Origin of the sequence: Citrobacter sp. C348 (genome assembly GCF_047467975.1) — a bacterium.
GTDB lineage: Bacteria > Pseudomonadota > Gammaproteobacteria > Enterobacterales > Enterobacteriaceae > Citrobacter > Citrobacter gillenii.
This window is the reverse complement of the sequence record NZ_JASJUJ010000001.1, coordinates 424,922-449,288: the sequence shown is the minus strand read 5'-3', so window position 1 is coordinate 449,288 and position 24,367 is coordinate 424,922. Positions and strand designations below refer to the sequence as shown.

Below are 24,367 nucleotides of genomic sequence, written 5' to 3'. Positions count from 1 at the left end.
ATGCCGGATGGCGACGCAAAGCGTCTTATCCGGCCTACCGATGCACGCAACTTGTAGGCCCGATAAGCGAAGCGCCATCGGGCAATATCTGGTTATTGCATGCCGCGTGTTTGTAAAAACAGGATGGTAGCCGCAACGCGAGAACGCACGTTAAGTTTGCGCAGCAGATTGCGAATATGCACCTTTACTGTTTGTTCGGAGATATTCAACACTGACGCGATCTGTTTGTTTGACAGCCCCTGTGCCAGTTCGTGTAATACATCCAGTTCGCGTTCGGTCAGCATGCTGAATGGATCTTCTTCTGCGCCAAATAGCTCACGTTCACGCAGGTAGTTGCTGACGCGTTCGCTGAAGGCTTTACCGCCTTTCGCACCGCTGCGAATAGCTTCGAGCAACACTTCCGGATCGCTGTCTTTCAGCAAATAACCGTCAGCGCCAGCATCAATTAAGGCATAAACATCGCTGGCGGAATCCGATACGGTAAGAATGATAATTTGTGCTGTGATGCCATCCCGGCGCAGCGCATTCAGGGTATCCAGTCCGCTCATACCTTTCATATTGAGATCCAGCAGGATCACATCCAGGTCAAGCCGATTTGCCAGATCGATAGCACTCGCGCCGTCGCCTGCTTCGGCAACCACGTCAAATGCGTTATCCAGCTGCAGTAATTGACTGATTCCTCGCCGCATGAGTGGGTGGTCATCAACGATCATCACCTTAAAAGGTGTTAATTCAGGCATCTTCTTCTCCTGAGCACTCTTAATTTCGTTATATTTCGGGGCATGGGATAATCCTGATTTATCACGCAGATGATAAGGCAACGTGACCCTACTTTTTACAGGTGCAAATAGTATATCCTGACTCAAAAAGCTCTCATTGGAATTTTTACAAAGAATACTCTTTATGACTTGAATCAAGGTGCTGCCGGTTTGCGAGACGAAATAAAAAAACCGCAACGACTGGCGCTGCGGTTGCCTTTTAATTGCTGAGCGTCATCTTAAAAATGGCGCTTAGTTTTTCTCGTTTGCCAGCGTCATCGATTTAGCGTTGGCTTTGGTAAGCAGCTTCAGCGCAAAGAGCGCCAGCAGCAGTCCACCGATACCGAAGATGATGTCGCCCGGGACACGCAGCCAGACCAGTGTTTCAACGATATGCGAGTGAATCACTTCCGGAGAACGCGCGTACCACAGCCCTTTATCAATGCTGGCCCATGACTGATAAATCCCCACCGGCAGCAGCGAGACAAAGACCATCCACGTTAAGCCGATGTTCATCAACCAGAATGCCCATTTCAACAGAGAATCAACCCAATGGTTGTCCGGCAGCAGACCACGCAGACAGAACAACATTAGACCAATACCGAGCATACCGTATACGCCAAACAGCGCGGCATGAGCATGCGCTGCTGTCAGGTTCAGACCCTGTACGTAGTACAGTGAAATCGGCGGGTTGATGGCGAAGCCCAGCAGGCCAGCACCGACCATATTCCAGAATGCCACGGCCACGAAGAAGAAAATCATCCAACGGTAACGCTGTACCCACGGTGCCTTACGCGCCAGTGAGTAACTGTGTGCAGCTTCAATCCCCACCAGCGACAGCGGAACCACTTCCAGTGCAGAGAAAATTGAACCCCAGGCAATGACGGAGATCGGTGCGCCGGTGAAGTACAGGTGGTGCAGCGTTCCCAGAATGCCACCAAACAGGAAGATGATGGTCGAGAACAGTGTTGCTTTGTTCGCCGCGCTACTACGAATAAGACCCAGACGACAGAAGATAAGCGCAATCACGGCGGTGGCGAAGACTTCAAAGAAACCTTCTACCCACAGGTGAACCAGCCACCAGCGCCAGTATTCAATAATGGCGTAATGCGTCTTAAAGCCCCAAATCAGGGACGTAGAGTAGAACAGGCCGATACAAATGGCTGCCAGGAACATCAGCATGATCAGACCACGGTTTTCTGATGGACGGGTGAGGGCAGGCCATAATGCACGTCCCACCAGTACCAGCCAAATCATCAGGCCGATAAACAGCAGCCACTGCCACATGCGTCCCATGTTGGTGAACTCGAGACCCTGGGCACCAATATAGAAGTTCTGTTTGGCGTCCAGATAGCCCATTGCACCCAACCAGCCGAAGCCCAGCGAACCAACCACCAGAATCAGCAGCGCAACAAACAGAATATTAACGCCCAGACGCTGGAATGCGGGTTCTTTGCCGGAAATCAGCGGGGCGATATACAGACCGGTTGCCAGCCACGCGGTAGCAATCCACAGAACTGACAGCTGGGTGTGCCAGCTACGCAGTACGGTGTACGGTAAGATTTTCGATAGCGGGATGCCGAAGAAATCCTGGCCTTCCACGCTGTAGTGCGCAGTCATCGAACCGAGGAAAATTTGCACCATAAACAGGGCGATAACCACGTAAAAATATTTTGTGGTTGCGCGCATCGACGGTGTCAGGGTCAGCCGGAACAGCGGATCGCTGGCCGGGGAGACAATGGTTTCGTCTTCTTCGTTACGAAAATGGTACCAGACCAGGGCACCAATACCGCCCAGCAGCAGAATGACGCTGGCAATAGACCAGATGCCTAAGCTGGCACTTGGCGTATTACCCACCAGCGCTTCATGCGGCCAGTTGCTGGTGTAAGTGATGGTATCATTTGGGCGTTCGGTGGTGGCAGCCCAGGCGCTCCAGAAGAAGAAGGCGCCGAGATCCTGCCGGTCCAGAGAAGAGGAAAGTGTGTTTTCCTTCATCGCATAGTCAACGCGCAGCGCGTGGAAATCAGGCGCGTCGCTGAACAGACCGTCATAATGCGCGGCAACCTCACGAATGGCTTTGGCGCGCTCCGGTGTAATAATGATGACATTACGCAGCGCGTCATAGCTATTATGGCGCATCTCCTGTTTCATCAGGCCGCCCGCAACCAGCTGTTGTTCTTGCGTTAGCGCATCGAACGGTTGCTGATATTTTTTCTCGGCGATGATGTCGCGTAAGGCAAGCGCTTCACGGTGCAGCCAGTCCGCAGACCAGTCAGGCGCAACGTAGCTGCCATGGCCCCAAACGGAACCCAGCTGTTGACCGCCAGATTTAAACCAGGCTTCCTGCCCATCCTGAATTTGTTCCCCGGTGAAAACCTGCTCACCATCCGTCGTGATAACTTGTGCCGGAATAGGCGGAGCCTGCTGATAAATCTCGCCGCCCAGCCACAGTAGCACGCCAAAGGACGCCAGGCAGATAACGAGAAGCGTTAGCCATAAACGCTTTGAGTAATGCATAACCTAACCTTTTTTATTGTACAAAGCCTGAGCCATCGCGACGCAGGAGGGGGAAGGTACTTTCCCCTGACATATCTTTACACATATAAACATGTATTTTAAATACGACTTTGTGTGTATAAAGAGGGTTATGCGTTGATTTTGATTTATAAGTAAGTCGATGGGGCGAGTACGGAAGTGTCACTATCAACAGATAGCGTTAAATGTGTTTCTTAACGACACAAAAATTATTCAGTTATTACGTCACTATTTTTTAATCGTGTTAAATAATGCCAGGCACATTATTGCTAAGCAGGTATCCATCGAACACCTGCTCATCGTATTATTTAGCGCAATACACTCTCGCCTCACGAGGTGTGTAGATACCGATAGTAATAATACGCAAGAAAACATCCATTCCCGATTCCTGTACTTCGGTACGGATAACTTTGTCTGCACCACCACAAACAAGTGCTGCATCAATGGTTTGTGACTGGCCTATGCCGTGAACAAAAAAGCTCTGTTTGACCTCTTGGGTCGGTTTTTCGGCAATGCCGTTATTTATTTTAAAGGTTTGCTGTGCACAACCTGATAACGCTACAGCTGCCACTAATGCCATCATTAACTTTTTCATTTTTACCATCGTAGGGTTAGGATAGAAATGTCATGTTCTTATTTATTTTATTTCGCACATATCCGACCAGCGATTCATTCTGCTATGAAATGCTTAACGTTTAAGCAGGGTTTATTAAAGTGAAAAATTAATAAAATATTTGTGTCATTACTGTAATCTCGATTTGCTGTTTGACAACATTAATTAAATATCAACTTTAATGAGCGGCAATAATAAATAATGTTGATATTAAAGATGCAAGCAGCTGGAAGAGAAGTCAGCAGGGTGAATTATGCCAGGCACCGGCCAGGAAAGAGGGCGCTGAGTCCCGGCAAATTGCAGACATAAAAAAACCAATCGTAGAAGATTGGTTTTTTTGGGGAATTTTGGTCGGCACGAGAGGATTTGAACCTCCGACCCCCGACACCCCATGACGGTGCGCTACCAGGCTGCGCTACGTGCCGACACTATGGCGCTAATACTACTGCTTTCCACCACGATTGCAAGAGGATGGTTTACTAACTGATTTATAATTAATCAGTTAGCAATAAAACGTTTCTCATCCGTCAGAACCTGTAGCAGTAAGCTCAGCTGTGGTTTCTGATCTTTAATCTTCTCGCCGCGCAAATCATAGGTCTGGTAATTACCGTTGTTGTTGAGCACCAGCGTCATTTCTGGAGTGGTTATCGCCATTGTGCTGCTGTCGGCGGCCGTTACCCAATAGTGGCGTCGCGTGGCATTAAACAAATCCTGGCCTTGCGAATATTCGTTTGCCGGCGTGCTGACGTGCAGCAGTCGCTGCATCAGCGTGGTCATCAGGTCGGTATGATCGGTCAGGCTATTAATGCGCTGAGCGGGTGTACCCGGCCAGTGAATTATCAGTGGAACCTGAAGACGACCGCGCGACCAGTCGAAGCGATTCTCATCCTGCGACAGTGGGACACCCCGACCGGCGGTAATAATCACCACCGTGTTGTTGAGCTTACCCGAATCACGCAGGGCGCCCAGAACGCGGTTAATGTTCGCATCTACGTCCTGAGCGGCGTTGGCGTAGCGTTTAGCAAAGTTCTTCTGGTTGCTGTCATCAATGTTAGTCCCGTTAAAGGAGACCCATGAGAACCAGCGGTTATCTTCCTGCGCGTAGCGGCCCAGCCAGTTGATCCATTGGTTCGCCGTTTGTTCGTCAGATTGTGTCTGCACGCTTGGCATGGAGAAGTCTGACAGCAGCGCCTGGCGATAGAGCGGGCTGGTAAAGCCGTCAGAGGAGAATAACCCCAACTGATAACCTTGTTGATTCAGGGCAGAGATCAGCGCGGCAGGCGTTCTGCTTGCCAGAATGCCGTCCATATAGCTTGGTGACACGCCATAGAACAGGCCAAAAATACCGTTATCGGAGGTATTACCGGAACTCATATGGCGCGTGAAGGAAATATTTTGCCCGGCAAATTCCGCCAGGGCTGGCATCTGTTTTTCAAAGCGCGAGTAGTTCAGACCGTCTACGGTGATCAGCAGGACGTTCTGGCCGGTACCCATATCACGATAGCGTAAATCGCTAAGCGGATACTGCACGGAGACCGCTTCCGGATTACCTTGTTCGATCAGGCGGCGCTGATACTCTTGCGCATCCAACAAACCATGTTTTTCCAGGAACTTACGCGCTGTCATTGGGTAAGACAGCGGCAGGTTTGCGCGCTGCATAGTGATCGGCCGATAGAAATTGGCGTCCGCCCAGATGTACACCACATGCGATGCGATGAACGATACGAAAAAGAAAGCGGCTAAAGGTTTCGCGAAATGACGGCGACGTGTCAGGCTGCGCAGCTTTTGCCAGCTCCAGGTCGCAAACAACATTTCTATTAGCAGAATAATCGGCACGCTGATGAACATCAGCTGCCAGTCACGCGCCGTTTCGTTCTGATCGGGGTTAATGACCAGTTCCCAGACAATCGGATTGAGATGCAGGTGGAAACGGGTGAACACTTCGCTGTCAATCAACAGCAGCGTCATGCCCACGGTCGCCAGGATGGCTGATAAGAATCGCATCAGCCTCTGGGACATGACGATAAACGTCAGGGGGAACAGGATCAGCAAATAGGCGGCAAACACCAGGAAGCTAAAATGCCCGACAACGCTCAGATAAGAATAAACACGACCTGCAAGCGTTGTCGGCCAGTCGGCGACAAACAGGTAACGACTCCCGAGCACCATGGCCAACAGAATGTTGAACAAGGCGAACCAGTGCCCCCAGCTAACCATCTGGGAGACTTTCTCACGGTAGCGTTGACGATGAGTTACCATAAACTGTTGTTCGTTTCCCCGGAGCAGGCTCTTAGTGCGCTTGGTCGTCGTTTATCGAAGACTGCAATGCGCGGGCAAATGAATTCGCAATCGCCTGGCGCTGGGCCGGTGCGACGCTTGTATTGATAAGGTTAGTGACCATGTTTCCCAGTACCATCAGGGAAAGATCGGTCGGTGCCTTATGTTTTTCCAGTACGTTGAGCATTTCATTCAGCAATTGTTCAACGTGTTCGTCACTATAGCGGGAAATTTGTGGCATAAATCGAAATCTGTCTGTTCATGAAAGGGCAACATATTACCGTAGCGACAGTTTTTTTTCTGCTTTTTTATCTTCTATTGCGTCACTGCCCGGCAGGTGGTTGAATACCGCCCGGTCTTAAAGGAGAGTTTATCATGAGTCTGGATATCAACCAGATTGCCCTGCACCAGCTTATCAAGCGTGATGAGCAGAACCTTGAGCTGGTCTTGCGCGATTCATTACTGGAGCCGACGGCGACCGTTGTCGAGATGATGGCTGAGCTGCATCGGGTATATAGCGCCAAGAATAAAGCCTATGGCCTGTTTAGCGAAGAGAGCGAACTGGCGCAAACGCTGCGTTTGCAGCGTCAGGGCGAAGAGGATTTTCTGGCGTTCAGTCGTGCTGCAACCGGGCGTCTGCGCGATGAGCTGGCGAAATATCCGTTTGCTGACGGCGGGATCGTGCTGTTCTGTCATTACCGTTACCTGGCGGTAGAGTACCTGCTGGTGGCGGTGCTGAACAACTTAAGCAGCATGCGCGTGAATGAAAATCTGGATATCAACCCGACGCACTATCTGGATATCAATCATGCTGATATCGTGGCGCGTATTGATTTAACTGAGTGGGAAACCAACCCGGAGTCCACGCGGTATCTGACGTTCCTGAAAGGACGGGTAGGACGCAAAGTTGCCGATTTCTTTATGGATTTCCTCGGCGCCAGCGAAGGGCTTAATGCTAAAGCGCAAAACCGTGGCCTGCTGCAGGCGGTCGATGACTTCACTGCCGAAGCTCAACTGGACAAAGCTGAACGCCAGAACGTGCGTCAGCAGGTTTACAGCTACTGCAACGAGCAGCTTCAGGCCGGTGAAGAGATTGAACTGGAGTCTCTGTCAAAAGAGCTTTCCGGCGTCAGTGAAGTCAGCTTCAGTGAATTTACCGCGGATAAAGGCTATGAGCTGGAAGAGAGCTTCCCGGCAGATCGCAGCACGCTGCGTCAGTTAACCAAGTTTGCCGGTAGCGGCGGGGGGTTAACGATCAACTTCGACGCCATGCTGCTGGGCGAACGCATTTTCTGGGATCCGGCAACGGACACCTTAACCATCAAAGGTACGCCGCCTAACCTGCGCGATCAGCTGCAGCGCCGTACTTCTGGCGGGAAATAACATGGATGATGCCGGATGGCGGCGTAAATGCCTTATCCGGCCACATGTCATACGTTGTCATCGGTTAAAAATGACATAAAAAAACCCCGCCGAGGCGGGGTTTTTCTTCAACTTGTTGGCGATTACGCGCGAACGAAGTCGATGTGAGCCAGTTTCGGCTTGAACGGGTGACGCTGTACAGCCTGAGCTTTAACTTTAACTTCTTTACCGTCAACAACGATGGTCAGAACTTCGCTGTAAAATTCAGCTTTAGCTTGCATGTTCATGATTGAATCGTGATCCAGTTCGATAGCAATCGGGGCTTCTGCGCCACCGTAGATGATTGCCGGGAACTTGTTAGCGGTACGCAGGCGGCGGCTCGCACCCTTACCCTGCTCTTTACGTACTTCAGCGTTGATAGTAAACATTTAAATCTCTCTTTAATAATTCCTGCTACAGGCGACCCAGCAACAGGTAAGTGATCTGCTTTGCGTATGCAAAAGCGGGCGAGATTCTATCCTCAAATGACAGGTACATCAATCAAAAGTACGATTAACCGCGTAATTCATGTGCCCGGCGGAAGCGGCCTTCATAATCAAAGACCTTTTCACGTACCTGCCAGTACTGACCTTTCATGCGAGCGACCACAAAATCGGGATGGCGTAACAGCGCCTGCTGCGCCAGGATGTCGGCGGCGGTTATCCAGCGTATAGGGATGCCGGGCGTGCGGGTGTGTGGGCGAATAAACAGCTGTTCAAAGGCGGTACGTTGAGCGGGGGTGTGCAAACGAAATCGTTCGCTGACGTCGGCGCCATCCTCATCATAATACGTTATTTTCAGCCATTCACCTTTGTCATCCTGGCCATGCTGTAACGCCATGCCGCTACAGCGCAGTACCAGCGCATCCTTGAGCCTGAGCGCCGCCTTCAGCATATCGTCCGGATCGACCAGTATGGTATCGCATGCCCGACAGCGGCGAGCGGCAATGTCATTTTCAGCATTGCACTGTGGGCAGTTTTTAAAACGAAAGCGGAAGTCACATTGTTCACGGTGACCGTCATCATCTTCAAACCAACCCTGACAGCGACGGCCAAAGTGTTCGATCAGCGTGCCATCGGCTGTGGTCTTACCCCAGAAGGTGTTAGCAAACCCGCAGGCGGGGCAGAATACCTGCACCGGAACGTTGTCGCTTTTGCCCTTCGGCGCACCCACTTCCGGGGCGTACAAATCGTGAGGATTGCCCGCGTAGTCGAGGATCAGACAATCCGTTTTTCCCGGCGCCAGACGCAGCCCTCGTCCGACGATTTGTTGATACAGGCTAACGGACTCGGTAGGGCGCAGGATCGCAATGAGATCGACGTGTGGGGCGTCAAACCCGGTGGTCAGCACCGACACGTTAACCAGATAGCGGAAACGCTGGGCTTTGAAATCCTCAATCAACACATCTCGCTCTGCGCCAGGTGTGTCGCCGGTGATAAGCGCTGCATCGTCTATGGGCAGCAGGCCAACAATCTCTTTAGCGTGCTCTACGGTGGCGGCAAATATCATGACGCCTTTACGCGTCTGGGCAAATTCGACAATCTGGCTGATGATATGCGGCGTTATCCGCTGCTGTTTTTTCAGCTCATGATTAAGGTCAGCTTCGCTGAACAAACCGTTACTTTGTGCTTGCAGGCGGCTGAAGTCATACTGGACGACCGGCATGTCGAGGCGCTCTGGCGGCGTCAGATAGCCGTGTTTAATCATGTAGCGCAGCGGCAGCTCATAAATACAGTCGCGAAAAAGCGCTTTTTCATCGCCGCGCACCATACCGTGATAATGAAAATGGTAAATCCAGCCTTTACCGAGGCGAAAAGGTGTGGCAGTCAGCCCGAGCAGGCGTAAGTGAGGATTAACACGCGTCAGGTGAGTCAGGATTTGCTGATACTGGCTCTCTTCGTCGTCACCAATGCGATGGCATTCGTCGACGATGAGCAGGGAAAATTCACCCTGAAACGCTTCCAGATTACGTGCCACCGACTGTACGCTGCCGAACACCACTTTACCGTGGCTCTCTTTACGCTTCAGACCCGCGGCAAAGATATCGGCGTCCAGCCCCAGCGCACAATATTTGGCATGGTTCTGCGCGACCAACTCCTTCACATGCGCCAGCACTAGTACGCGCCCACGCGCCACACGCGCCAGTTCAGCAATCACCAGGCTTTTACCGGCCCCGGTTGGCAGGACGATGACCGCAGGTGTGCGGTGGTGGCGAAAATGGTTGAGCGTGGCATCCACGGCTTCTTGTTGGTAAGGGCGAAGTGTAAAAGTCATGGTCTCACTAGGGTAAACAATAACAATGAATAGTATGCCACGAATCTTTTTCCCTTGAGGGAAGTTGTTAGCCCGCTATACTGAGCGGAAAACGGCTCCACTTTTCGGGCATAACGCTCGATTTCCGTATTGTTACAGGCAAAATCACACTCATGCGACTTGATAAATTTATCGCTCAGCAACTCGGCGTCAGCCGCGCTATTGCCGGGCGTGAAATCCGTGGTAACCGCGTTACCGTCGATGGCGAAATCGTCAGAAATAGCGCCTTTAAACTGCTGCCAGAACATGACGTCGAATACGACGGTAATTCACTGGCTCAGCAAAATGGCCCACGCTATTTTATGCTCAACAAGCCTCAGGGCTATGTGTGTTCCACGGAAGACCCGGATCATCCGACAGTGCTTTATTTCCTCGATGAACCTGTTGCCCACAAGCTGCATGCGGCAGGGCGTCTGGATATCGACACCACCGGGCTGGTACTGATGACCGATGACGGTCAGTGGTCACACCGCATCACCTCCCCGCGCCACCATTGTGAGAAAACCTATCTGGTGACGCTGGAGTCGCCGGTGGCGGAAGACACCGCCGAACAGTTTACCCGTGGCGTACAGTTGCATAATGAAAAGGATCTGACAAAACCGGCGGTGCTGGAAGTGATTACGCCAACCCAGGTGCGTTTGACCATCAGTGAAGGGCGCTATCATCAGGTTAAGCGTATGTTTGCCGCCGTCGGCAACCACGTTGTGGAACTGCACCGCGAGCGCATCGGCGCCATCAAGCTTGATGACGACCTTGCCCCCGGTGAATATCGCCCCTTGACCGAAGAAGAAATCGCCAGCGTTAACGTAACCCCTCGTTAATTTCAGGAGCTAAATGTGACCACCCGGCAGAACTCTTCAATTGCCATTGTTTTTATCCTTGGCTTGTTGGCCATGTTAATGCCGTTGTCGATTGATATGTATCTTCCGGCGCTGCCGGTGATCTCTGCTCAGTTTGGCGTGCCTGCGGGCAGTGCGCAAATGACCCTCAGTACCTATATTTTGGGGTTTGCAGTGGGGCAGTTGATCTATGGGCCGATGGCCGACAGCATCGGACGTAAGCCGGTGATTCTGGGGGGAACGCTGGTGTTTGCGGCAGCGGCAGTCGCCTGCGCGCTGGCACAAACTATCGATCAATTGATCACTATGCGTTTCTTCCACGGCCTGGCGGCTGCGGCGGCGAGCGTGGTGATCAACGCCCTGATGCGCGATATTTATCCGAAGGAAGAGTTTTCACGCATGATGTCCTTCGTCATGCTGGTCACGACGATTGCGCCGCTGCTGGCGCCGATTGTCGGCGGCTGGGTGCTGGTATGGTTAAGCTGGCACTACATCTTTTGGATCCTGGCCGTGGCGGCGATACTGGCTTCGGTGATGATTTTCACCTTGATCAAAGAGACCTTGCCCGTTGAGCGACGCCAGCCGTTTCGTTTGCGTACCACAATGGGCAATTTCGCCTCGCTGTTTCGCCATAAGCGCGTGTTGAGCTATATGCTGGCCAGCGGATTTAGCTTTGCCGGCATGTTCTCGTTTCTCAGCGCTGGTCCCTTTGTCTACATTGAGATCAACCATGTTTCGCCGCAGAACTTTGGCTATTACTTTGCGCTGAACATTGTCTTCCTGTTTGTGATGACCATTATCAACAGCCGCTTTGTTCGGCGGGTTGGGGCATTGAATATGTTCCGTACCGGGCTGTGGATCCAGTTTGCGATGGCGGGCTGGATGGTATTTAGCGCGCTGTTCGGGTTGGGCTTCTGGGCGCTGGTGGTCGGTGTTGCGGCGTTTGTCGGATGCGTATCGATGGTGTCATCTAACGCGATGGCGGTGATCCTCGATGAGTTTCCGCATATGGCTGGCACGGCGTCGTCGCTGGCGGGAACCTTCCGCTTTGGCATTGGCGCCATTGTGGGCGCGCTATTGTCACTGGCGACCTTTAACTCTGCCTGGCCGATGATCTGGACGATTGCCTTTTGTGCGTCCTGTTCCATTCTTTTCTATCTCTATGCCAGTCGAGCCAAAAAAACGGTGATCTAATACACAACCTGGGGGGCATTTGCCCCCCGGAGTTGATGTACATCAACCGCTAATCTATCTATTCCCCTGGTTATGTTTATTTTATGTAAAATCAATTTATGTAAAAAGTCACATCATTGTAGTTAAAAAGGTTGAGTTAGATCGCAGAAACGCGTACATATAGCCCGGAAAACTGCCAGAACCGTTGAATAAATTTAAATATTGGGTTCGGAAAGTGGCATACGGACAGGGTGTAAACGTTTGCCAACTGTCTAAAGACGTATTGTCAATGATGTGTTAATATTGATGTAAAATAATTGTGAAGTAATTGTACTTCCAGGGAAAGAAAGTGATGACATTACAACTCTCAATCGTTCACCGTCTGCCGCAGTGCTATCGTTGGTCGGTGGGTTTCGCAGGTTCAAAAGTTGAACCGATTCCGCAAAACGGCCAGAGCAATGAGAATAGCCTGGTGGCGCTCAAGTTACTCAGTCCGGACGGTGACAGTGCGTGGTCGGTAATGCATAAACTCAGCCAGGCGTTGAGCGACATTGAAGTTCCGTGTTCCGTACTGGAATGTGAAGGGGAGCCGTGTCTGTTCGTCAATCGTCAGGATGAATTTGCAGCGACCTGCAGACTGAAAAATTTCGGCGTGGCTATCGCAGAACCTTTTTCAAATAATAACCCATTTTGAGCGTCAGCTTAGCGCGAGCAGCTGACGCGTATAGGCTTGTTGTGGCGCGTTGAAGACGTGCTCGCATTGCCCCTGTTCCACGACCTCTCCTTGCCGTAGCACAATAACCTGATGGCATAGCGCACGTACAACATGCAAATCGTGGCTGATAAAGATGTAGGCCAGGCGATGCTTTTGCTGTAATGACTTAAGCAACGTCAGGATTTGCGCCTGGACGGTCCTGTCGAGTGACGATGTCGGCTCATCCAGAATAATCAGCGATGGTTTTAAAATCAGTGCTCTGGCAATCGCAATACGTTGACGCTGACCACCGGAAAACTCGGCAGGGTAACGATGCCGCGTGTCGCTATCCAGACCCACTTCGGTCATCACTGCTTTGACTTGCGTTTCGCGTTGTTCAGCAGATAGCGCTGGCTGATGAACGCGTAATCCCTCTTCAATGATCTGTAACACGCTCAGACGCGGATTCAGCGATGAGTTAGGGTCCTGGAACACCACCTGAATGCGATGGCGTACCGGTAACAGCTGACGGCGATTTAAGCCATGCAGTGGTAAACCGTCAAACACAATGCGTCCTTGTGAGGCGATGAGCCTCAGCAGTGCCAGACCGGTAGTACTTTTCCCCGATCCTGATTCACCGACCAGTCCCAGCGTTTCTCCCGGCTTCAGGGAAAAACTGACATTGTTGACCACCACGTTATGGTCCACCACGCGTTTAAGCAGCCCTTTACGGATGGGGAAAGCGACGCGAAGCTGCTCCACTTCCAGTAAGGGGGGGTGTCCGGTGGGTAAAGGCACTGGATCGCCGGCAGGTTCACTGTTGAGCAATTTCTGCGTGTAAGGATGGGTGGGGGCGGAAAGCAGTTGCCTGGCACGGTTTTGTTCAACGCACTGACCGTTTTGCATCACCGCAACGGTGTCAGCTAACTTTTTGACGATACTGAGATTATGGGTGATGAACAGCAGGCCCATATTCAGCTCGCGCTGCAGTTCGCGCAGCAGTTGCAGGATCTGCGCCTGCACGGAAACATCCAGTGCGGTGGTGGGTTCGTCGGCAATCAGCAGTTCAGGGCGAGTGAGTAACGCCATGGCAATCATCACGCGCTGACGCTCTCCGCCGGAAAGCTGGTGTGGGAAATCCGCCAGACGTTTGGCGGCCTGACGGATCCCGACGCGATCCAGACAGGTCAGGATCTCTGCCCGCGCGGCTTCCCGACGCATCCCCCGATGCAGAGACAACACTTCATAGAGCTGTTTTTCCAGCGTGTGCAGCGGGTTGAGCGACACCATCGGTTCCTGGAAAATCATGGCGATTTTATTCCCCCGTACGCCGCGTAGCGTTTGCTCGCTGGCGTGGAGTAGTGATTCACCGTGAAAGCGGATATCACCGGCAAGATAGACCGCCGGAGGGGTGGGGAGCAAACGTAAAATCGAGAGTGCGGTGACGCTTTTACCCGAGCCGGACTCGCCGACCAGCGCCAGGGTTTGCCCAGCTTCGACGTGCAATGAAATTTCGTTCACCACGGTACGTACGGTTCCCTGCTGACGAAAACCGACCGATAAATTGTCAATGGCTAACAGAGGTTGCGTCATCTTATACCGCCTTGTTGGGATCAAACGCGTCGCGTACCGCTTCACCAATAAAGATCAGCAGCGATAACAACAGGGCTACCGACACGAATGCGGTGATCCCAAGCCACGGTGCCTGTAAGTTGTTTTTACCCTGCAACAGCAGTTCCCCTAGCGACGGGGAGCCGAGAGGTAAGCCGAACCCCAGAAAATCCAGCGAGGTCAGTGTGGTAATTGAGCTACATAAAATAAACGGCAAAAAGGTCAGCGTGGCGACCATCGCATTCGGCAGCATGTGGCGCAGGATAATGCTGCGATCGCTCACGCCAAGCGCCTGTGCGGCGCGGATATAATCAAAGTTACGCGTGCGTAAAAACTCGGCGCGCACCACGCCAACCAGGCTCATCCAGCCAAACACGACCGTAATGGCCAATAGCCACCAGAAGTTGGGCTGGACGACGCTGGAGAGCAGGATTATCAAAAATAGCGTCGGCATCCCGGACCAGACTTCAATGAAGCGTTGCCCCCACAGGTCAATCTTTCCGCCGTAATAGCCCTGCAGCGCACCGGCCATCACGCCCATGACGCTGGAACACAGGGTTAACATCAAACCAAACAGGATGGAAATGCGGGTCCCATAGAGGATGCGCGCCAGTACGTCGCCGCCGTTGGCATCGGTGCCCAGCCAGTTTTGTGCGGACGGCGGGGAAGGGAAGGGGGTGTCGGTGGCAAAGTTAATGCTGGTGGCGCCAAAGCGCACGGGTGCCCACAGGATCCATCCCTGGCTTTCCAGACGCTGCTGCAGCCACGGATCCTGATAATCTGCTTTGGTGGCTAACGGGCCGCCGAAATCGCTTTCACTGTAGTTTTTGACCAGGGGAAAGTACCAGCTGCCGTCATAGCGCACCAGCAGAGGCTTATCATTGGCAATCAGCTCGGAACACAGGCTTAAGCCGAACAGCAGCAGAAAAATCCACAGCGACCAGTAGCCACGGCGATTGTGGCGAAAACGCGCCCAGCGGGCCTGATTGACGGGGCTTAAGCGCGACATTAGCGTCCCTCGAAATCAATACGCGGATCGACCAGCGTATAGCTAATATCACTGAGGATATTGAGCAGCAGGCCGATCAGCGTGAAGATATAAAGTGTACCAAACATCACCGGATAGTCGCGTGACACGGTCGATTCATAGCCCAGTAATCCCAGACCGTTCAGCGAGAACATGACTTCAATCAACAGTGAGCCGGTGAAAAACATACTGATGAAGGTGGCTGGGAAACCGGCTATCACCAACAGCATGGCGTTACGAAAGACGTGTTTGCGCAGAATGTTTTTCTCGCTAACGCCTTTAGCGCGCGCGGTGACGACATACTGTTTGCGAACCTCATCCAGAAAGGAGTTTTTGGTCAGCATCGTCAGCGCGGCAAATCCACCCACCACCGTTGCCAGCACCGGCAGGGTGATATGCCACAGATAATCGGTGATTTTTTGATACCAGGGCAGAGCGTCAAAATTGGCGGAAACCAGACCGCGCAGCGGGAAAAGGTCGTAATAGCTGCCGCCGGCAAAGAAAACGATCAATAAAATTGCAAACAGGAAGGCGGGGATGGCGTAGCCGATAATAATGAATGCGCTGCTCCACACGTCAAAGCGGCTGCCGTTGTACACCGCTTTGCGGATCCCCAGCGGAATCGACACCAGATAGATAATCAGCGTACTCCATAATCCCAGCGTGACGGAGACGGGCAGGCTGTCTTTGATTAATGTCAGGACCGAGGCGCTGCGAAACAGGCTGTCGCCAAAATCGAAGCGGATATAGTTCCAGAGCATGTTGAAATAACGTTCGTGAATCGGTTTATCGAATCCGTAACGGCGGGTGATTTCAGCAATCACTTCCGGATCCAGGCCGCGACCACCACGATAATTGCTGTCGCTGATGTTCCCGACGCCGGTTTGCGCGTGGCTGGCACGCACACCTTCACTGCCTGCACCCGGTAGTGCGCCGCTTTGCCCGAACTCAATGGCGGCAACGGCCTGCTCGACCGGGCCGCCTGGGGCAATCTGCACGATAAAAAAGTTGATGGTAATGATGGCCCACAGCGTCGGGATCACCAGCAGCAGACGTCGAATCAGATATGCGCCCATTTATTCTCCCTGTCGTCTGGCAGCGGGAAGTTTGGCCGCTTTGTTGACGTCATACCACCAGTTGTCCACGCCGATGGTGTAAATCGGGCGAACGGCAGGCTGCGAAAATTTGTCCCACCATGCCAGCCTGTCTTCGGCCATAAACCACATCGGCAACATGTAATAATTCCAGGTTAACACGCGGTCCAGCGCGCGTCCCAGCGGGATAAGTTTTGCTTTATTACCTTGCGCCGCAATGATCTGGCTAATCAGCTTATCAATGACCGGGCTTTGCACGCCGGGGGCGTTATAGCTGGAATCAATATATTCGGAAGCCCACAGAATTTGCAGATCCGAGCTGGGCCACGGCATCGCACGATACAGCCTTGGCATCATGTCATAGTCGCGGCTGCGCAGGCGGCTGGTGATTTGTGAGTTATCGACCTGGCGGATATTCATCGTAATGCCCAGCCGCTGCAGGTTATGCTGGAACGGCAATACCCATTGGCTGTTACTGCCTGCCGGGAGCAACAGCTCAAAAGTCAGCGCTTTGCCGCTGGTGATGTTGACCCGCTGCTGCCCCTTCAATACCCATCCGGCCTTGTCCAGGAGTGCACTGGCCTTCAGCAGGTTTTCACGATCGTAACCGTCGCCTTTTGATGTGGGTGGCTGATAGATTTGGCTGAAGACTTCGGGAGGCAGATCGTTTTTCATCGGTGCAAGTAGCACCAGCTCATCCGCGTCGGGATAATTTTTGGCGGCATATTCGGTGTTCTGGAAATAGCTGGTCGTCCTGCTCCAGGCATTATAAAACAACGCCTTATTCATCCATTCAAAATCAAAAGCCAGCGTGATCGCCTCACGAACACGGCGGTCGCTGAACACCGGACGCTGGATGTTAAACGCTAACCAGCGCGTATCCTGCGCCGACTCGTTTTTTTGTTCGGCTTTGACGATGTACTGTTTTGTGAAGTTCTTACCGGTATAACGTGTTGCCCAGTTTTTGGCATCGTTCTCAAGACGCAGGTCAAATGCACCGGCTTTAAATGCTTCAAAGGCCACGTTGTCATCAAGGTAATAGTCGTAGCGGAGGGTATCAAAATTCCAGCGCCCACGATTAACCGGCAGGTCAGCGGCCCAGTAATCTTTGACCCGTGAGTAGACAATATACTGCCCCATTTTCCATTGGGTGATGCGGTAAGGTCCGCTGGCAAGGGGTGGGGAGGATAACGGGTCGCTGAGCTTGTGATCTTTCCAGTATTTCTCTGGCATCACCGGTAATGAAAACAGGCTGAGCATGTCTTCTTTACCCGGTTTGGCTAACTCAATTCGCACGGTTAACGGGGCGATCGCTTTAACGGTGGTCCCTTTGTATACCAGACGAAACTGCGGCACGCCTTCGGTCATAAATTTGTGGAAGGTAAAGGCAACGTCGCGGGCGGTGATCGGCGACCCGTCGTGAAAACGCGCGCGAGGATTAATGGCGATTTCAACCCAGGAATAGTCGTCCGCGTAGCGGGCGCTGTCGGCAATGAGCGGGTAATAGCTACCGGGTTCATCATCGGAAGTGGTAAACAGCGCATCGTAAAGTGATTCAGTCCGGGCGCCGGGATTCCCTCGCATCGAGTAGCGGTTGAAATTATCGAAGGTGCCGATGGACGAGAGCGTGATTTGCCCCCCTTTGGGGGCAGCGGGATTCACATAGTCGAAGTGGGTAAAATTGAACGCATACTTGGGTTCGCCCAGTACGGAAAATGCATAGCTTTCTTTGATGGACTGAGCCTGAGCGCTAAAACCTATAACGGTGAAAAATAGCAGCAGTACGCGAACAATCCTATGCACGGGTTTTCCTTTTCTTGTCCACCAGCCGATGGACCTCATGTCCGAGCCTCGGGGAGGTTCCGGCAAGCGTAGTATATCGACGAATCGCACTGTGCGATCACCACTTTGGCATATCTGGCTTCGCCATCCAGCGTACGAAATCAGCCAGCTTTAACGGACGGCTGACCCAGTAACCCTGGAAGAAATGCACGCCGCGATCGCGCAGCCACCGGGCCTGCTCCTGCGTTTCTACGCCTTCAGCAACCGTCAGCATATTGAGGCGTCTGGAGAGTGTCAACACGGCATCCAGTACCGGCGACGTTAGCGTTTCGGTACCAATGGCATTGATAAATCCACGGTCAATCTTCAGGTAATCGACCGTAAAACGTTCCAGATAGATAAGGGCGCTATGGCCGGTGCCGAAATCATCAATGGCAATTTCGAGTCCGGCAGCATGCAGCCATTCAAAAATTTTCGTGGCTTCGTGCTGATCGAGCATATCGCGTTCGGTAATTTCCAGTACCACCTGAAAATAGTTGGCGGGTAACGAGGCGCTCAGTTCCTGAATATCTGCTTTGAAACTCTCACCATGCAAATGTGAAGGAGCAATGTTGATCCCCAATTTTGCGCCCTTGGGGAGTACTTTTTGCAGGGCAGGGGCATCGCTGGCCACCAGCTTAAAGAGATGCTGCGTGAGTGGCACAATCATTTGCTGCGATTCGGCGTAATGAATAAAGGCATCAGGTGGGATCTCGCCCGTCGTCGGATGACGCCAGCGTAATAAGACTTCTACCCCTTTTACCTCCAGCGTTTGCATCTCCATGACCGGTTGGTAGACCACATAAAACTGATTGTGCTTGATGGCGTTCAGAATATCTTTCCCGGGCCGTAAACGGAGGGTGTAGATGTAGTACCAGACAAGCAGGGCCGCCATAATTCCAGCCATGCATCCCAGCATGAGGGAATACCAGATATCGTTATACGTCCACTCTTCTGCGTACAATCGAACGGTCACCGGCAGGCCGTCAATCGTCGCCTGTCGTGGGGTTGAGGCATCAGGAAGATCGGAGACGGGTATCAGGTGAGCTGAAAATGTCGAAATAGCCATATTGCCCACGATAATAGCAATACCGTCAAAATCATCTTGCCGGGCGGTATAGAGAAGATAGGGGGCCAGATTGATGTTCAGTGAACTAAATACGCCGCTATTCGGCAAAGCAGGATGACGATACCAAATCATTATTGCGGGTTTGTCAGGCACCATCGGCGTACCCGGGAGCAGGGCCACATCGATATCGTGGTTGATATTAATCGACGGCATCAGCTCCTGGATGGGGGTGTTCATGGGGCCCGTTGCGGAAGAGCAAAATGCGATGCTGTCTTTTACCAGCAAAAAAGCCCGTACGTTCAGGCTAAAGGCTGCACTGGAGGTTAGTTTCGTGGCAACTTGTTGGCAACTGTCAGTGACCAGGGGTTGTAGTTCATCGGTGGTCGTTTTGAGTTCTGAGAAGTAACTTTTGACGTAATTCTGTATATCGGAGAGCAGCGTGTCGTACTTCACTTCTCGTTTGTGCCACGAGACGAAAAATTGCAGTGTGCTGACGAGTAAGGCGACGACGAGCCCCGTTAAAATACAGGTGATCAGGATTTTCCGACCGGAAGAAGAGGCACGTTTGAACATAGTTCTTTATGTTTACCTGCAGTAACTGCTTATTATTAAACCGCTTAATTTGTAAGACTATAGCCTGGATTGACGCTTATCGTGAGATTTTTCTGTTGTGTAAAAGAAAAGCAAAAAGCACCGCCTAAGCAGTGCTTTTGATTTGTCTCATCAGGATAGCCAAGGGATAGCTGCCAAACGAATTAACTGCGACTCAGAACCCGGCGGGCTTCGTTGTAACGCTTTTTCCAGTAAGGCTCGTTCATACTGGAAATGACAACGCCGCTGCTGGTCGAGGCATGTACAAACTGGTTGTTACCGATATAAATACCGACGTGACGGCCCGTAGAGCCCGCACGGAACAGAACCAGATCGCCGGTGCGCAGATTGGTGCGCGAAACGGATTTACCCGTTTCCTGTTGTTCGTAGGTTGAGCGAGGAAGCTCTAAACCAAATTGTTCACGGAATGTACGTTGTACAAAACTTGAACAATCAATCCCTTTCTTAGTGCTGCCGCCAAGGCGGTAACGCACGCCTTTCCAGTCAGCGTATTGGTCCATAATACGAGATTTAACATCGATATTACGTACCATACTTTCAAATTCATCCTGAGAGGCTTGCAGTGAAGAGTTATCTCCATTGCCCACAGCATGCGTCTCAGAATGCATATTCTTGGCGGTGTTCGTTGTGCTACATGCAGAAAGCAGAACCGCAACTGCTATCGCGGGTATGCCCCGCAAGATATATCTCAAAATCGGTTGAGATTTGACCATGTTGTTTGTTTTCCCTTGAAGTCCTTAACGATAAATATCGTTATAAAAAATGCCAAACGTGACGAGACTAATTACCTACGCACGATGAGACAATTCTTTATGGTCAAATCTGTGGTAGAACGCACAAATTTATTCGTAAAGAGAATAATTATCTCGCGAGGCAAAACGAGTTCGAGATTACCCGATCGCCACAGTCATTGCGAGTGATTTTACGTGATTTCTTATAAGAAAAATTGATACAGAAAGTGAATAAACGGCATTGGCTAAATTAAGAACAATTAGGCTGAAAAACACGCAATTCATTCATTTTCAACAGGAATAAGATGACAAGAGAATGACAGTCAGCAAGAGATATTATCGTCAGATATCATCAGGGAATCAGAAGTATCCCTGATGATGTTAATTACTCTGCGTTATTTGTTTAAAAAATGTTTGTTTTTACCTGGGAGATAATTCGTGAACAGGGTGACCAAACGGTCGCTTAATGGCGTCATTAGCCACCAGGGCAGGCCAATCAAAACGACGGTCATCGAACCGACCACGATATCAGTAAGCCAGTGAGCACCAATCATTACGCGAGGAAAGGCAAAAACCACAGCGATAATAAGGCCGATTAATCCTGCGACTTTTCCGAAATACCGCAGCATAAATGCGGAAAAAATAAGCAGCATCATGCCGTGATCGCCCGGGAAGCTGTCTCTTGACGCATCTTTGGTTGAAATATGCAGCAGCTCGCTGACACGATGAATATTATCCAGCATCAACGTCGGACTGGCGCGTTTAACCGGAATAAGCGCCTGGCCTAACTGATTTAATACCACCGCTGTGAGCAGCATCACCAGACCAATTGCGATGATACGGCGGCGCCCGTCCGGGGTTTCTTTGCGCCAAAAACTCAGCATCAGGGCACCCATTGCCAGCAGCGAGCAGCCGTCAAACGCGCGGTTGTTGGTGATTGCGACAACCCACAGGAACATTGGGCTGTCGACCAGTTTCTGGTTGAAGAAATGGAAAACACCAAAATCGATGGAATACCAGAATCCATGTCCGGCTGGAATATACCAGGACAGAAACAGCGTCAGACCTGCGATATTAAGCAGGAGAATAAAAGGGTATCGGGTTTTCATCGTCGTTCACCATTGCCAAAATCGCAGGCAACCTTACGCGTTAGCGTCTAAACGAAGCTTCAACAATGCACCCTGTAACGCGTTCCAGTCAGTCTCGGTGTCCGAGATGAGTTCAATACGGCTGTCCGGAGGTGCGACGTTTTGGGTCTCGATGTGCCAGTCATCACCCTGACGGTTGATGCGCACCAGTCCTTCCTTGATTCGCATGACGCCTTTTACGCGACCTACCGGCGCGAGACGCGACCATTCCAGCAGGCCGATGGTATCGAACACGGTGTCGGCATCGAAAATCCAGCCGCAGGCCTGATGCCCCTGACCGCTGTTGAGACTACGACGCCAGCGCTGCTGTGCCGGCAGGCTCAGTGCCGCCAGTCCCTTTTTGTCGGCATGCTGATGGGCGTGTGCCGCACTTGCGGGAAGTTCCGCCAGATTCAGACGCGGTAAATCGAGTAACTGCGTGTCAATGTGTCCATGATCGGCATGAACCAGCTGACGGTGACCGCCGTAGTGCTGCCACCAGGTTTGCAGAGCATGTTCACTTTCAGCCGTAGCGCGATCGGTTTTGTTGGCGACGATAACGTCAGCGGCGGCCAGCTGGTCGCGGAAATTCTCATTGGCGACGCTTTTTTCATCCAGCAGCAAGCGTGGATCAAGGATACAGAGTGTGGCGCGCAGATCGATCCACGGTTCGTAAACCGGGGCGGTGAGTAAATCCAGAATCTGTTTTGGGTGTCCGAGCCCGGTCGGTTCGATCAGTAACCGATCCGGTTTGCCCTGACGCAGTAACGTATTAAGGCCTACCTGCATCGGCAAACCGTTAACACAACACATGCATCCTCCGGGGATCTCTTTTAGCAGTGCGCCGCTGTCGGCCAACAGCGCGCCGTCAATACCGACTTCGCCAAACTCATTAACCAGCACAGCCCACTTCTCAGCGGGATCTTTGTTGGCGAGTAAATGAAGAATAGAGGTGGTTTTACCGCTGCCGAGAAAACCGGTAATGAGGTTGGTTTTGGTCACGTTGGCTCCAGAATCATCAAATGCTGTTATAGCGTTCAACAATCCTGGCGAAAAAAGGATAAAAAGAGAAGGGCAGAGAGGACGAAGGTGCGCTTCGTCCCGCTGAATGGCAGAAATTGTTAATTTTTTAACGTCTGCATGACGGCCTGATGCGCGCCATATTGCGCAATATTCTGCCAAGCCTGCTCGATAGCTGCGACGAATTGCGGATTCTGCACCAGATCGGGGGCAAAAATCTCGCGCAGGGAAAGCAGTGCGCTGACGCGCTCTGATAGGGAACTGTGCTCGACAAGCGCGCGGATCTTATCACGCAACGGATCGCGCACATCAATGGCTGCACCCGCATCATCAATGCCGCTCACGTAGCGCATCCAGCCCGCAACGGCCAGTGCCAGCAGAGGCCAGTCGCTTTGCCGTGATAAATGTATGCGGATCCCTTCCAGCATTCTTTGCGGCAATTTTTGGCTGCCGTCCATCGCGATTTGCCATGTCTTATGCTTCAGTGCTGGATTGGCAAAACGTTGCAGCAGGCTTTCGGCATACTGATTTAGATCGACGTTAGTGATGTGCAGCGTGGGGGCCTGCTCCGTCATCATCAGACGGTAAGCCGCTTCACGAAAGGCGTTGTCCTGCATGCAATCGCTGATGTGCTGAAACCCGGCCAGATAGCCAAGATAGGCCAGAAATGAGTGACTGCCGTTTAGCATCCGCAGTTTCATCTGTTCCCACGGCAGCACGTCATCAACCATCTGGACACCGGCGGTTTCCCACTGCGGGCGGCCGGCGACAAAATTGTCTTCAATCACCCACTGGATAAACGGCTCACAGCTGATGCCACAGGGGTCAGCGATGCCCAGCGCTTGGGCAATTTCTTCCAGCGATTCGTCGGTTGCGGCAGGGACAATTCTGTCGACCATGGTGCCCGGAAAACTGACCTGCTGTTGTATCCACGTCGCCAGCTCAGGCGAACGTTTTTGCGCCATGCCCAGGATCGCGTTTTTCACCACATGCCCGTTGTCCGGGATGTTATCGCACGAGAGTACGGTAAACGGCGGTAATCCGCGTTCGCGTCGGCGATGCAGGGCTTCGACGATAATGCCCGGCGCTGAGTGCGGTTCATTCGGCGACTGCAAATCATGAATAATGCGTGGGTTTGTGACATCAAGCGACCCGGTGGCCGGATCGATGCAATAACCTTTTTCCGTGATGGTTAACGACACAATCGCCACCTGAGGTTCACAGAATTTTTCAATGATGGCCGCCAGCGAATCCAGCGTGGCGTTCAGGCATTCGTTAACGGCACCAATCACCATCGGCTGATTACCGTCAGCGCCTTTTTCTAACACGGTATACAGATGATCCTGCTCACGAAGCTGGCGCATCAGTCGATCGCCGCTAAACAGGCTGATCTCACAAATTCCCCAGTCTCCTCCCTGCGCATTGAGTACGCGATCGGTCAATAACGCCTGATGCGCGCGGTGAAAAGCACCGAAACCGAAATGCACGATCCGCGAGGTTAACCGTTGGCGATCGTACTGTGGCATGCGTACATTTTTGGGGAGTGAAGCCGAGGCAATTGTCTTCATTAAATACACCTGATTAACCATTAATTAACAATGGCAGTATAAAGTTATATGACAGCAAGTTAAATTGGTGTGCCTTATTTATCC

Annotated in this window: 20 protein-coding genes and 1 tRNA gene; 4 read left to right on the top strand and 17 right to left on the bottom strand. The window is 51.9% G+C overall.

The features are described from left to right. Nucleotides 1–92: 92 nt before the first annotated feature. The 6 genes from narP to QNN86_RS02125 form a co-directional block, all read right to left on the bottom strand. A complete protein-coding gene (gene narP, locus QNN86_RS02150) occupies nt 93–740 on the bottom strand; it encodes a nitrate/nitrite response regulator protein NarP (protein ID WP_279277910.1) in 648 nt (215 codons plus the stop codon). 270 nt (nt 741–1,010) lie between these two features. Then, complete coding sequence (locus QNN86_RS02145; protein WP_182295672.1) at nt 1,011–3,275, bottom strand: cbb3-type cytochrome c oxidase subunit I; 2,265 nt, start codon at nt 3,273–3,275, stop codon at nt 1,011–1,013. Nucleotides 3,276–3,597: 322 nt separating this feature from the next. Continuing rightward, nucleotides 3,598–3,888 carry a Bor family protein gene (locus QNN86_RS02140; protein ID WP_115257957.1) on the bottom strand — a complete coding sequence of 97 codons (291 nt, stop codon included), beginning with the start codon at nt 3,886–3,888 and terminating at the stop codon, nt 3,598–3,600. A gap of 366 nt (nt 3,889–4,254) precedes the next feature. Beyond that, nucleotides 4,255–4,331, bottom strand: a tRNA-Pro gene (locus tag QNN86_RS02135). Between the two features lie 73 nt (nt 4,332–4,404). Beyond that, nucleotides 4,405–6,165 (bottom strand): LPS biosynthesis-modulating metalloenzyme YejM, encoded by a 1,761-nt coding sequence (gene yejM / locus QNN86_RS02130; RefSeq protein WP_414210554.1) that lies wholly within the window; start codon nt 6,163–6,165, stop codon nt 4,405–4,407. A 31-nt stretch (nt 6,166–6,196) separates the two neighbouring features. Next, nucleotides 6,197–6,424, bottom strand: a complete 228-nt coding sequence (locus QNN86_RS02125) for a YejL family protein (protein WP_096756447.1) — start codon at nt 6,422–6,424, stop codon at nt 6,197–6,199. Between the two features lie 134 nt (nt 6,425–6,558). Between QNN86_RS02125 and yejK the strand changes: the two genes are divergently transcribed. Then, nucleotides 6,559–7,566, top strand: a complete 1,008-nt coding sequence (gene yejK, locus QNN86_RS02120; protein ID WP_005129293.1) for a nucleoid-associated protein YejK — start codon at nt 6,559–6,561, stop codon at nt 7,564–7,566. A gap of 122 nt (nt 7,567–7,688) precedes the next feature. Here yejK and rplY read toward each other — a convergent pair whose 3' ends face one another. Together rplY and QNN86_RS02110 are read right to left on the bottom strand one after the other, a co-directional pair. Then, nucleotides 7,689–7,973: a 50S ribosomal protein L25 gene (gene rplY, locus QNN86_RS02115; protein WP_045445132.1), complete on the bottom strand. Its 285-nt coding sequence runs from the start codon at nt 7,971–7,973 to the stop codon at nt 7,689–7,691. 124 nt (nt 7,974–8,097) lie between these two features. Beyond that, nucleotides 8,098–9,858 (bottom strand): DEAD/DEAH box helicase, encoded by a 1,761-nt coding sequence (locus QNN86_RS02110; RefSeq protein WP_414210553.1) that lies wholly within the window; start codon nt 9,856–9,858, stop codon nt 8,098–8,100. A 152-nt stretch (nt 9,859–10,010) separates the two neighbouring features. Between QNN86_RS02110 and rsuA the strand changes: the two genes are divergently transcribed. The 3 genes from rsuA (at nt 10,011) to QNN86_RS02095 (ending at nt 12,603) form a co-directional block, all read left to right on the top strand. After that, complete coding sequence (gene rsuA / locus QNN86_RS02105; RefSeq protein ID WP_115258005.1) at nt 10,011–10,718, top strand: 16S rRNA pseudouridine(516) synthase RsuA; 708 nt, start codon at nt 10,011–10,013, stop codon at nt 10,716–10,718. A gap of 15 nt (nt 10,719–10,733) precedes the next feature. Beyond that, on the top strand, nt 10,734–11,930 hold the full coding sequence (locus QNN86_RS02100) for a Bcr/CflA family multidrug efflux MFS transporter (protein WP_115258006.1): 1,197 nt from the start codon (nt 10,734–10,736) through the stop codon (nt 11,928–11,930). Between the two features lie 328 nt (nt 11,931–12,258). Continuing rightward, nucleotides 12,259–12,603: a YejG family protein gene (locus tag QNN86_RS02095; RefSeq protein WP_029139605.1), complete on the top strand. Its 345-nt coding sequence runs from the start codon at nt 12,259–12,261 to the stop codon at nt 12,601–12,603. Between the two features lie 3 nt (nt 12,604–12,606). Here the strand turns inward: QNN86_RS02095 and yejF are convergent, their stop codons facing one another. From yejF to QNN86_RS02050, 9 genes are all read right to left on the bottom strand, one after another. Then, nucleotides 12,607–14,196, bottom strand: a complete 1,590-nt coding sequence (gene yejF, locus QNN86_RS02090; RefSeq protein ID WP_414210552.1) for a microcin C ABC transporter ATP-binding protein YejF — start codon at nt 14,194–14,196, stop codon at nt 12,607–12,609. 1 nt (nt 14,197) lies between these two features. Then, a complete protein-coding gene (locus QNN86_RS02085) occupies nt 14,198–15,223 on the bottom strand; it encodes an ABC transporter permease (protein WP_181617353.1) in 1,026 nt (341 codons plus the stop codon). Continuing rightward, nucleotides 15,223–16,317: a microcin C ABC transporter permease YejB gene (locus tag QNN86_RS02080; protein ID WP_096756455.1), complete on the bottom strand. Its 1,095-nt coding sequence runs from the start codon at nt 16,315–16,317 to the stop codon at nt 15,223–15,225. The genes QNN86_RS02085 and QNN86_RS02080 overlap by 1 nt, the downstream gene beginning before the upstream one ends. Next, nucleotides 16,318–18,177, bottom strand: a complete 1,860-nt coding sequence (locus tag QNN86_RS02075; RefSeq protein WP_414210551.1) for an extracellular solute-binding protein — start codon at nt 18,175–18,177, stop codon at nt 16,318–16,320. Nucleotides 18,178–18,235: 58 nt separating this feature from the next. Beyond that, complete coding sequence (locus QNN86_RS02070; protein ID WP_279277914.1) at nt 18,236–19,798, bottom strand: cyclic di-GMP phosphodiesterase; 1,563 nt, start codon at nt 19,796–19,798, stop codon at nt 18,236–18,238. A 182-nt stretch (nt 19,799–19,980) separates the two neighbouring features. Further along, nucleotides 19,981–20,550 carry a bifunctional murein DD-endopeptidase/murein LD-carboxypeptidase gene (mepS, locus tag QNN86_RS02065; RefSeq protein WP_096756458.1) on the bottom strand — a complete coding sequence of 190 codons (570 nt, stop codon included), beginning with the start codon at nt 20,548–20,550 and terminating at the stop codon, nt 19,981–19,983. 413 nt (nt 20,551–20,963) lie between these two features. Beyond that, nucleotides 20,964–21,677 (bottom strand): phosphatase PAP2 family protein, encoded by a 714-nt coding sequence (locus QNN86_RS02060; RefSeq protein ID WP_414210550.1) that lies wholly within the window; start codon nt 21,675–21,677, stop codon nt 20,964–20,966. A 33-nt stretch (nt 21,678–21,710) separates the two neighbouring features. Beyond that, on the bottom strand, nt 21,711–22,697 hold the full coding sequence (locus QNN86_RS02055) for a CobW family GTP-binding protein (RefSeq protein WP_115258013.1): 987 nt from the start codon (nt 22,695–22,697) through the stop codon (nt 21,711–21,713). 119 nt (nt 22,698–22,816) lie between these two features. Then, on the bottom strand, nt 22,817–24,283 hold the full coding sequence (locus QNN86_RS02050) for a mannitol dehydrogenase family protein (protein ID WP_414210549.1): 1,467 nt from the start codon (nt 24,281–24,283) through the stop codon (nt 22,817–22,819). Nucleotides 24,284–24,367: the final 84 nt, after the last annotated feature.